Source organism: Streptococcus oralis subsp. oralis (assembly GCF_002096455.1).
GTDB lineage: Bacteria > Bacillota > Bacilli > Lactobacillales > Streptococcaceae > Streptococcus > Streptococcus oralis_CY.
The window spans coordinates 102,795-113,500 of sequence record NZ_NCUL01000003.1 but is presented as its reverse complement, the minus strand read 5'-3'; the positions used below and the strand labels follow the sequence as shown (position 1 = coordinate 113,500).

10 protein-coding genes are annotated in these 10,706 nt (G+C 43.1%); 9 read left to right on the top strand and 1 reads right to left on the bottom strand.

Translation table 11 applies throughout. The features are described 5' to 3' along the window. Window positions 1–446 precede the first annotated feature (446 nt). The 5 genes from B7720_RS00765 to B7720_RS00745 all read left to right on the top strand — a co-directional run bounded on the left by B7720_RS00765 (window position 447) and on the right by B7720_RS00745 (window position 4,727). Window positions 447–1,058 carry a CadD family cadmium resistance transporter gene (locus B7720_RS00765; protein ID WP_084856042.1) on the top strand — a complete coding sequence of 204 codons (612 nt, stop codon included), beginning with the start codon at window positions 447–449 and terminating at the stop codon, window positions 1,056–1,058. A gap of 162 nt (window positions 1,059–1,220) precedes the next feature. After that, entirely contained in the window at window positions 1,221–2,267 is a 1,047-nt protein-coding gene (locus B7720_RS00760) for a FecCD family ABC transporter permease (RefSeq protein WP_049519084.1), read from the top strand. 1 nt (window position 2,268) lies between these two features. Next, a complete protein-coding gene (locus tag B7720_RS00755; RefSeq protein ID WP_000364126.1) occupies window positions 2,269–3,024 on the top strand; it encodes an ABC transporter ATP-binding protein in 756 nt (251 codons plus the stop codon). A gap of 19 nt (window positions 3,025–3,043) precedes the next feature. Further along, on the top strand, window positions 3,044–4,054 hold the full coding sequence (locus tag B7720_RS00750) for an ABC transporter substrate-binding protein (protein WP_084856040.1): 1,011 nt from the start codon (window positions 3,044–3,046) through the stop codon (window positions 4,052–4,054). After that, the gene (locus tag B7720_RS00745) at window positions 4,035–4,727 is read left to right on the top strand and encodes an alpha/beta hydrolase-fold protein (RefSeq protein ID WP_042902703.1); all 693 of its coding nucleotides are present in this window, start codon (window positions 4,035–4,037) and stop codon (window positions 4,725–4,727) included. Before B7720_RS00750 ends, B7720_RS00745 begins: the two co-directional genes overlap by 20 nt. Window positions 4,728–4,769: 42 nt before the next feature. On the opposite strand, the gene B7720_RS00740 is transcribed toward B7720_RS00745, so the two are convergent. Further along, on the bottom strand, window positions 4,770–5,519 hold the full coding sequence (locus B7720_RS00740) for a lysophospholipid acyltransferase family protein (RefSeq protein ID WP_000500182.1): 750 nt from the start codon (window positions 5,517–5,519) through the stop codon (window positions 4,770–4,772). Window positions 5,520–5,651: 132 nt separating this feature from the next. Here B7720_RS00740 and B7720_RS00735 point away from each other — a divergent pair, with 132 nt between their 5' ends. The 4 genes from B7720_RS00735 (at window position 5,652) to B7720_RS00720 (ending at window position 10,671) form a co-directional block, all read left to right on the top strand. After that, window positions 5,652–7,988 (top strand): cation-translocating P-type ATPase, encoded by a 2,337-nt coding sequence (locus tag B7720_RS00735; protein WP_084856044.1) that lies wholly within the window; start codon window positions 5,652–5,654, stop codon window positions 7,986–7,988. Between the two features lie 101 nt (window positions 7,989–8,089). Continuing rightward, on the top strand, window positions 8,090–8,767 hold the full coding sequence (locus B7720_RS00730; RefSeq protein ID WP_084856037.1) for a tRNA (adenine(22)-N(1))-methyltransferase: 678 nt from the start codon (window positions 8,090–8,092) through the stop codon (window positions 8,765–8,767). Next, on the top strand, window positions 8,754–9,551 hold the full coding sequence (locus tag B7720_RS00725) for a Nif3-like dinuclear metal center hexameric protein (RefSeq protein ID WP_084856035.1): 798 nt from the start codon (window positions 8,754–8,756) through the stop codon (window positions 9,549–9,551). The genes B7720_RS00730 and B7720_RS00725 overlap by 14 nt, the downstream gene beginning before the upstream one ends. Window positions 9,552–9,567: 16 nt before the next feature. Then, window positions 9,568–10,671 (top strand): NAD(P)/FAD-dependent oxidoreductase, encoded by a 1,104-nt coding sequence (locus tag B7720_RS00720; RefSeq protein ID WP_084856034.1) that lies wholly within the window; start codon window positions 9,568–9,570, stop codon window positions 10,669–10,671. Window positions 10,672–10,706 lie beyond the last annotated feature (35 nt).

Genomic DNA, 10,706 nt, shown 5'->3' with positions numbered 1-10,706 from the left:
AAATAGGGAAAGGAAACAGTGTTCGATGAACACAAGGAGTTTCATCTTTTTCACTAGGATTTTAGCCCGAGCTCAAATCAGCTCTCTGATATTCAGAGAGCTTTTTTATTGAGGTTTTATCGGTCACAATTTTGGAGACTACAAAAACCTCAAATGGTATCAGCTAATGACACCATGAAGGTGCGCAGTTACTCGGCTTGAAAAGCCGAGTAACTGTCTGCAAGCCCCCTCGGAGAGCCAACACTTTACGAAGTAAAGTATAGTATGTTATACTTTACATGGAAGTAGTCACCGAATTCCAGTTAGAAATTACTTTGTAACTACGTTTTGAGGAGGAGTAAAATGCTTTCCTACGTTCGACATTACCCACTAGCGATAGCTAAATTAATGTGTCTGTGCTCTCCTAAAATCTGCTGATTTATTACTAACTAATACAGGAGGTTTTTATGGGACAGACAATCATATCTGCTATTGGTGTTTATATTTCCACCAGTATCGATTATTTAATTATTTTAATTATTTTATTTGCACAGCTATCACAGAATAAACAGAAATGGCATATTTATGCGGGGCAATATCTAGGAACAGGCTTACTTGTAGGGGCGAGTTTAGTTGCTGCTTATGTCGTTAATTTCGTTCCTGAAGAATGGATGGTTGGATTGCTTGGTTTAATCCCTATCTATTTAGGGATTCGCTTTGCAATTGTTGGAGAAGGTGAGGAAGAAGAGGAAGAAATTATTGAAAGATTAGAACAAAGCAAGGCAAATCAACTGTTTTGGACAGTTACATTGCTGACAATTGCGTCTGGCGGAGATAATTTAGGTATCTATATACCTTATTTTGCTTCGTTAGATTGGTCAAAGACCCTCGTGGCGTTGCTTGTGTTTGTAATCGGCATAATTATCTTTTGCGAGATTAGTCGGGTGTTATCCTCTATTCCGTTAATATTCGAGACAATTGAAAAATACGAGCGAATCATTGTGCCCTTAGTATTCATTCTACTTGGACTATACATTATGTATGAAAATGGCACGATAGAGACTTTTCTGATCGTGTAGATTTTTTTGTTTCACTAGGATTTTAGCCCGAGCTCAAATCAAGCTCTCTGATATTCAGAGGGCTTTTTCTATATATGTCTCCATCCTTGTTCATCTAATAGAAATATGGTATACTTTTTATGAGAATTTTCTAAATTTTTAATTTTGTCTAAGGAGGTTTTCATGCTTTCCAAATTTTCTGGAAGCCGACAGAACGTACAATTTGTGTTACTTTTAGGTGTTTTGCTAAGTGTTTTAGGAATTTCACTTTTTCTAGCTGTTTCTATGGGGTCCGTAGCGATTGACTTAGGAGATACCTATCGGATCATTTTGAGCAGATTGGGATTTCCTCTTGAGATAGGAGAGGTTTCCAAGTCTACTCTTGCCATTGTATGGAACATGAGATTCCCCCGAGTATTATTAGGTCTGATAGTAGGGGCTGGTCTTTCTATGTGTGGTAGCGTGATGCAGTCTTCAGTGAACAATCCCATCGCAGAGCCTTATGTCTTAGGAATTTCTGCGGGTGCAACTCTAGGAGCAACCTTAAGCATCATTCTTGGTTTAAAATTGGTGATTAGCCTTGGAGCTTTCCTTGGAGCTATTTTGGCAACAATCGCTGTCCTTATCATTGCCTCTATGCAGGGAAGGATGACGACTTCTAGTCTGATTTTATCAGGAACGGTGGTCAACGCTCTCTTTCTAGCCTTTTCCAACTTTATTATCTCAGTTGGGGCTAATGCTGACAGTGTGATGACCATTAAGTTTTGGACTATGGGCTCGCTTGCCGGGACTACCTGGTCTGACTTAGTCCTGCCAACTATAGTAGTAGGATTGGCCTTTCTATTTTTCTCTACTCAGTATCGTGTTTTTAATGCGATGATGATGGGAGATGAGGCTGCTTTAACTTTGGGAATTCCCTTACGCTTCTATTGGTATCTTTATGTGACCATGGTGGCTGTGCTGACAGCTGTCTTAGTGGCAACCTGTGGGATTATTGGATTTGTTGGTCTCATTACTCCTCACTTAGCTCGAGGGTTAGTAGGAACGAATTACAGGAGACTTTTTCCCGTTGCGACCTTACTGGGTGCCCTCTTTGTCATCTGGGCAGATGTACTCTCTCGTGTCATCATTCCCAATGCTGAGCTTCCAATTGGTATTTTCACAGCCTTAGTAGGTGCTCCCTTCTTTATTTACATTGTTGGAGGTAGGCGAAGGGAGGTGAGGACCTGATATGGACTTGATTTGTCAGGATGTCCACTTTGGACTAGGAGAGAAAAAAATCCTCAAAGGAGTTTCTCTTAAAGTTGAGGGGCATCAATTTCATACGATACTAGGGCCAAATGGAAGTGGAAAAACCAGCCTGCTTAAACTCCTCTATCGTCAGGAAAGGGCGGACAAAGGCTTGATAAGCCTAGATGGAAAACCGCTGGAGCATTGGTCACTTAAAGAAACAGCCAAGCAAATGGCAGTTGTCACCCAGTTTAATCAATTGCAGTTTGATTGTACAGTTGAGGAAATCGTCTTGCTGGGAAGAACGCCCCATCTCTCTTTTTTACAGAAGGAAAAGGAAAGGGATTATGCCCTTGTTCAAGATGCTCTCGTCAAGGTGGATATGCTTGAGAAGAAAACTCGTCTCTATTCGTCTCTTTCAGGTGGGGAGAAACAGCGAGTCTTATTAGCACGCGCCTTGGCGCAAGAACCGACTCTCTTGCTCCTAGACGAACCAACCAATCACCTGGATATCAAGTACCAGTTAGACTTGTTGGCCATTGTGAAGAATCTCAAGGTCAATGTTTTAGCTGTCCTACATGATATTCAACTTGCTTGTCGCTATTCGGATTATCTCTATCTGATGAAAGAGGGGGAAATCCTTTACCAAGGGACTCCAAAGGAGACCATCACCCCAGAGTCATTGCAAACTGTATACGGAGTTCAAAGTCAGGTTACTTGGACTGAGGATCAGCAAGCCATGATTCACTATTTATAAGAATGAAAAGGAAAACAAAATGAAAAAAACACTAAGCATTTTACTCGTAACAGTAGCTACCCTAACCATGGCAGCTTGTGGTAACACTACTACAGAAAAAGCTACCACGCAGTCTAGCACAGAAACAAGTCAAAAGGCCAGCACAGAGACGACTTATCCGTTAACGGTCAAGACCTATGATGCTAAGGGAAATGAAGTCGAACAAGTCTTTGACAAGGCACCTGAAAAAGTTATTACCAACAATCTTTCAACCACTGAAATCTTATTGGAGTTAGGCTTGAAGGATAAAATTGCTGGCATGCTCAACCCGGACAATGCTGTAACGGACAAATACAAGGATGCTATTGCGACGATTCCTCAAATTGGGGACAAAAAAACAGTCTCACAAGAGACAGTCCTTTCTTATGAGCCAGATGCTGTGATGGGTCGAAATATGATGTTTTCTGAAAAATCCTTGGGGACAGTTAGCACTTGGAATGAAAATAAAATCCCAGTCTTTACGCAAAAAGCCTCTCTCTCAACAATTCAGCAAGATTTGGGAAATATCGTAGAAGATGTCAAAAATCTTGGAATGATTTTCAATGTTCAGGACAAGGCTAATGAATACGCAGCCCAATTACAAGCTAAAATTGACGCTGTTAAGAAAGCAAATCCAACAAGCCAAGGTGAAAAGAAAAAGGCTTTGATTATGGTTGCTTATAATGATGAAACCTTTGGTGCCTACAAGTCTGCTTTGCAAGAAAGCTTGTTGAATCAACTTGGTTATACCAACGTTGCAACGGGAACATCAGGCTTGACCTTGGAAAATCTCGTGTCAATGGATCCTGAGTTGATTATCTATGTAACCAGCGACCGCAATAAAAAATTGGATGCTAACGCAGTAGAGTTGATGAAGGCAAATGAAGTTTTGGAAAACGTTCCTGCAATTAAGAATCAAAAAATCATGACTATTTCTTACGATGAGTTGATGGATTATGGTCCAGCAGTGATTGATTCCCTTGAGAAAATCAATGACTTTATCAATAAATAATGAGTTTGATTGGGAAGGGATCCAAGTCAAGGTCAGTCTTCCTTCGACCTATGACCCCAATCAAACCTATCCAGCGATTCTCTTGAATGATGGAAACTTGGATTTTCTATCTTCCCTTTCTGAATCTGTGATTTTAGTGGGCTTGACCTCTAAAAATCGCCTAGATGACTACACTCCATGGAAGGCAGCTGCTCTGAGAGAGGGGACTCTGGATTTTGGGGGTCAGGCAAATGCCTATCATGATCATTTATTTGGTAGTCTTTTAGACAAGCTGCAGTCGCTTTATCGTCTGGACAAAAATCGCCTTGCTTATGGGGGTTACTCACTAGGTGGTTTGGCGGCTGTATACAGTCTTTTCCATTTTGATAAGGTCTCCTGTATCTTCTCTATCTGTGGTTCCTTTTGGTACCCTGATTTTACGACTTATTGCAGGGAAGAAAAGGTGAAAAATTTAGATTGTTTGCTGTATTTACAGAATGGCCAAACAGAAGGAGCCCATCATACCAATCGCTTGGGTCAAGCACCAGCCTATGCTGAGCAGATCCATACCAGTCTTCAGAAACGTTATCTGACTGGGCAGTTTGTTTTTGATCCTTATGGGCATCATGAGCAAGTGGCTGAGCGATTTCTAGCCTTTTCCAACTGGTTGTCCCAAAAATGGAAAATCGAATAAAAGAAATATCCCTTGGCAAAAGCTAAGGGATAATTGTATTTTTTAACCAAGAGTCTCTCTCTTCTTATCTGGATTCCAGATAAAGCTTGCGATAAAGCTAAAGATAATCGTTAGGATACCAACAAACACTGCAAGGATAAGGGCAGGGATGCGGACAAACCACCAGAGTGGGTTTGGTTTTTGATCATTGTGCCATTGCTTGGTTTCTTCGTCCAAACGTTGGAATTCTGCTTGGATACGGTCTGCAACCATTTCAATCCCTTCATCATTCATTTTCTTAATGTCTGAGATATCGATAGGATTTCCAAAGTTCATATCCACACGTTCACGGCTAATCAAGCCTTTCAAGGTCATGGGACCGGTGTAGGTAACCGGCATGATACGAACCTTAGCCATTTTAGCAATCAAGGCTACTCCACCCTTGACATCATTTGAGTGACGGCTCCCACTTGGGAACATGATGAGAGAGCGGTCGCTTTTTTTGAGGACGTTGATAGGGTACTTGATGGCAGAGGCACTAGGTTTTTCCCGGTCGATAGGAAAGGCGCCGCACATACGGATCCACCAGCCAAAGATACGGTTGTTAAACAGCTCTTTTTTGGCCATAAAGATGAACTGTTTTGGCTTGGTCGCAAAGGCCATGTAAACAGGATCCCACCAGGTACGATGAGGTGCGACCAGGATATAGTTTTCGTCTCGGCTAGGGATTTTATCAGTATTGTGATAGTGGGCATTGCCATTGATGGACCACAAGATCAGCATGACTAGTCCACGCAAATAAGTATAAAACATGAGATCTCCTTCGATTGTATTGCTTTTATTATTATACCTTATCAAAAGACTACTGGCAAACTTTTTCAGTTATCAGCCAACAGTTTTAGATGGGATTAGAATTCTTTTAAAAAAAATGATATGATAGAATTTATGGATAAAAATAAGATTATGGGATTAACCCAAAGAGAAGTCAAGGAAAGACAGGCTCAAGGTTTGGTCAATGACTTTACCGCTTCAGCCAGTACCAGTACTTGGCAAATCATCAAACGAAATGTTTTTACACTTTTTAACGCATTAAACTTTGTTATTGCCCTAGCGCTGGCCTTTGTGCAGGCTTGGAGCAATCTGGTTTTCTTTGCCGTTATCTGCTTTAACGCTTTTTCTGGGATTGTGACTGAGCTACGGGCTAAACACATGGTGGACAAGCTCAATCTCATGACTAAGGAAAAGGTCAAAACCATCCGTGATGGTCAAGAAGTCGATCTCGATCCAGAAGAGTTGGTTCTAGGAGATGTCATTCGTTTGTCTGCTGGGGAGCAGATTCCTAGTGATGCTCTGGTTCTGGAAGGATTTGCGGAAGTCAATGAAGCTATGTTGACGGGTGAGAGTGATTTGGTGCAAAAAGAAGTGGATGCCTTGCTTTTATCAGGGAGTTTCCTAGCCAGTGGCGCAGTTTTGGCTCAAGTTCACCATGTCGGGGCAGACAACTATGCTTCCAAACTCATGCTGGAAGCTAAGACAGTGAAACCGATCAACTCCCGTATCATGAAATCGCTAGACAAGCTAGCTGGTTTTACGGGAAAGATTATCATTCCCTTTGGTCTAGCTCTCCTGCTAGAAGCCTTGATGTTAAAGGGCTTGCCCCTCAAGTCATCCGTTGTAAATTCGTCGACAGCCCTTTTGGGTATGTTACCCAAGGGAATTGCCCTTTTGACCATTACTTCGCTCTTGACTGCGGTGATTAAGCTGGGCTTGAAAAAGGTTTTAGTGCAGGAGATGTACTCTGTCGAGACCTTGGCGCGCGTGGATATGCTCTGTCTGGACAAGACGGGCACTATCACCCAAGGAAAGATGCAGGTGGAGGCTGTTCTTCCTCTGACGGAAACTTATGGTGATGAGGCTATTGCCAGCATTTTGACTAGCTATATCGCTCATAGTGAGGATAAAAATCCAACAGCTCAAGCCATTCGCCAGCGTTTCCAAGGTCAAGTAGCCTATCCTATGATCTCGAATCTTCCCTTCTCTAGCGACCGCAAGTGGGGAGCTATGGAGTTAGAAGGGCTAGGGACAGTTTTCTTGGGAGCTCCTGAGATGTTGTTGGACTCTGAAGTATCAGAAGCCAGAGAGGCCTTGGAGAGAGGGTCACGTGTCTTGGTCTTGGCCCTCAGTCAGGAAAAACTAGATCATCACAAACCACAGAAACCGTCTGACATTCAAGCCCTGGCCTTGCTGGAAATCTTGGACCCGATTCGAGAAGGAGCAGCTGAGACGCTGAATTATCTCCGTTCTCAGGAAGTGGGCCTCAAGATTATCTCTGGTGATAATCCAGTCACGGTTTCCAGCATTGCCCAAAAGGCTGGTTTTGCGGACTATCACAGCTATGTAGATTGCTCAAAAATCACGGATGAGGAATTGGTTGCCATGGCTGAAGAGACAGCTATTTTCGGACGTGTTTCCCCTCATCAAAAGAAAATCATCATCCAAACTCTGAAAAAAGCAGGGCATACAACGGCAATGACAGGGGATGGTGTCAATGATATCCTAGCTCTCCGCGAAGCAGATTGTTCGATCGTTATGGCTGAAGGAGATCCTGCGACTCGTCAGATTGCTAATCTGGTTCTCTTGAACTCTGACTTTAATGATGTTCCTGAGATTCTCTTTGAAGGTCGTCGTGTGGTCAATAACATTGCCCATATTGCACCGATTTTCTTGATAAAGACAATCTATTCCTTCTTGCTCGCTGTCATCTGTATCGCCAGTGCTCTTCTAGGACGGTCTGAGTGGATTTTGATTTTCCCCTTCATTCCAATCCAGATTACCATGATTGACCAGTTCGTGGAAGGGTTCCCGCCATTTGTTCTGACTTTTGAGCGAAATATCAAACCAGTCGAAGCAAACTTCCTCAGAAAATCCATGCTTCGTGCCCTACCAAGCGCACTGATGGTTGTGTTCAGCGTTCTTTTTGTGAAAATTTTTGGAGCGAGTCAAGGTTGGTCTGAGTTAGAAATCTCAACCCTACTCTATTATCTCTTGGGGTCAATTGGTTTCTTATCTGTATTTAGAGCCTGCATGCCATTTACCCTCTGGCGTGTCCTCTTGATTGTTTGGTCAGTAGGAGGCTTCCTAGCCACAGCTCTCTTCCCAAGGATTCAAAAACTACTTGAAATTTCAACCTTAACTGGACAAACGTTACCTGTTTATGGGGCCATGATGCTGGTATTTACGGTGATTTTCATTCTAACCAGTCGTTACCAAGCTAGAAAATAAAGAAAGACTGCAATCTGTGGATTGTGGTCTTTTTAGGTGCAAGATTGCTAGCTGAAATATGGTATAATAAGAGGTAATAGAGTTTTGGAAAGTGAGAGAAGATGATTTCAAAGAGATTAGAATTGGTGGCGTCCTTTGTACCACAGGGAGCTATTTTACTAGATGTGGGAAGTGACCATGCTTATCTGCCCATCGAGTTAGTTGAGAGAGACCAAATCAAAAGCGCCATTGCAGGTGAGGTGGTGGAAGGCCCCTACCAGTCAGCGGTGAAAAATGTTGAGAATCACGGTCTAAAGGAGAAAATTCAGGTTCGTTTAGCCAATGGCTTGGCAGCCTTTGAAGAGGCTGACCAAGTATCGGTTATCACCATTGCTGGTATGGGTGGCCGTTTGATTGCTACCATATTGCAAGAAGGTTTGGAAAAGCTAGCTAATGTAGAGCGTTTAATCCTCCAACCCAATAATCGTGAAGACGACTTGCGTATTTGGTTGCAAGATAACGATTTTCAGATTGTGGCAGAAAGCATCCTAGAAGAAGCAGGCAAATTCTACGAGATTTTGGTGGTGGAATCAGGACAAATGAAGCTATCAGCCAGTGATGTTCGCTTTGGACCTTTCTTGTCCAAAGAGGTCAGTCCAGTATTTGTCCAAAAATGGCAAAAAGAAGCGGTTAAGCTAGAGTTCGCTCTCGAACAAATCCCGGAAAAAAATCTGGAGGAACGACAAGTTTTAGTAGATAAAATTCAAGCCATCAAGGAGGTACTCCATGCTAGCAAGTGAAGTAATTAACGCATATGAAGCCTTTTGTCCTCAGGAATTTTCAATGGAGGGAGACAGTCGTGGCCTGCAAATCGGTACTTTGGACAAGGATATCCAAAGGGTCATGGTTGCCCTCGATATTCGAGAAGAGACGGTGGCAGAGGCCATTGAAAAGGGTGTGGATTTGATTATCGTTAAGCACGCGCCTATCTTTCGTCCCATCAAGGACTTGGTAGCCAGTCGTCCGCAAAATCAGATTTACATTGATTTGATTAAGCATGACATTGCAGTGTATGTCAGCCATACCAATATTGACATCGTTGAGAATGGTCTCAATGACTGGTTCTGCCAGATGCTAGGAATTGAGGAGACTACTTATCTACAGGAGACAAGTCCAGGACGTGGGATTGGTCGTATTGGGAATATTCAGCCTCAGACATTTGGGGAATTGGCCCAACATGTCAAGCAAGTCTTTGGTCTAGATAGTCTTCGAATGGTTCATTATCAAGAGAGTGATTTGCAGAAGCCTATTTCAAGAGTAGCCATCTGTGGTGGTAGTGGTCAATCTTTCTATAAGGATGCTTTAGTAAAGGGAGCAGATGTCTACATCACTGGGGATATCTACTATCATACAGCTCAGGATATGCTGTCTGATGGCCTGTTGGCGCTGGACCCGGGCCACTATATCGAAATTCTTTTTGTCGAAAAAATTGCTGACCTCCTTAATCAATGGAAGGCAGAAAAGGATTGGACCATTGATATCATACCTAGCCAAGCATCGACCAATCCTTTCCACCATATCTAGTTAGAAAGTGAAGACAATGAAAAAAGTTGCCATTATCGGAGCAGGGATTGTGGGGGCGACAGCTGCCTACTACCTCTCCAAAGAAGCAGATTTAGAGGTGACTGTTTTTGACCATGGCCAAGGTCAGGCAACCAAGGCAGCAGCGGGAATTATCAGTCCTTGGTTTTCCAAACGTCGCAATAAAGCTTGGTACAAGATGGCGCGCTTGGGGGCTGACTTTTATGTGGATTTGTTGGCTGATTTAGAAAAGTCAGGACAGGAAATCGACTTTTACCAGCGTTCGGGAGTTTTTCTCTTGAAAAAGGATGAATCCAAGTTAGAAGAACTCTATGAACTAGCACTCCAGCGTAGGGAAGAATCTCCCTTGATAGGTCAATTAGCCATTCTAGACCAAGCGTCTGCAAATGAATTATTCCCTGGCTTGCAGGGATTCGACCGCCTGATCTACGCTTCTGGTGGGGCACGGGTGGATGGCCAGCTCTTAGTGACTCGTTTGCTAGAAGCCAGTCAGGTCAAGCTGGTCAAAGAAAAAGTGAGTCTGACACCTTTAGCATCCGGTTACCAGATTGGTGAAGAAGTGTTTGATCAAGTTATTTTGGCGTCGGGAGCTTGGTTGGGGGACATTTTGAAACCTTTAGGATATGAGGTAGATGTTCGTCCCCAAAAGGGACAACTACGAGATTATCAACTTACCAAAGATATGAAATCTTACCCTGTTGTCATGCCAGAAGGGGAGTGGGATTTGATTCCTTTTGCAGGTGGGAAATTGTCCCTAGGTGCTACCCATGAAAATGATATGGGATTTGACTTGACGGTGGATGAACCCTTGCTTCAACAAATGGAGGAAGCAGCCTTGCCTCACTATCCAGCCTTGGCAGAAGCGAAATCATCGGGTGAGCGTGTGGGAATTCGTGCCTATACCAGTGATTTCTCCCCTTTCTTTGGGCAGGTACCAGGATTGGCAGGTGTCTATGCGGCTAGTGGACTAGGTTCATCAGGCCTCACAACTGGTCCGATTATCGGTTACCATCTAGCCCAGCTGGTCCAAGACAAGGAGTTGACCTTGGACCCAGTAAACTATCCAATTGCAAACTATGTCAAACGAGTAAAAAGCGAATAAGTATTTTACTGAAATTTTAGCAGGTAGTTTAGGAT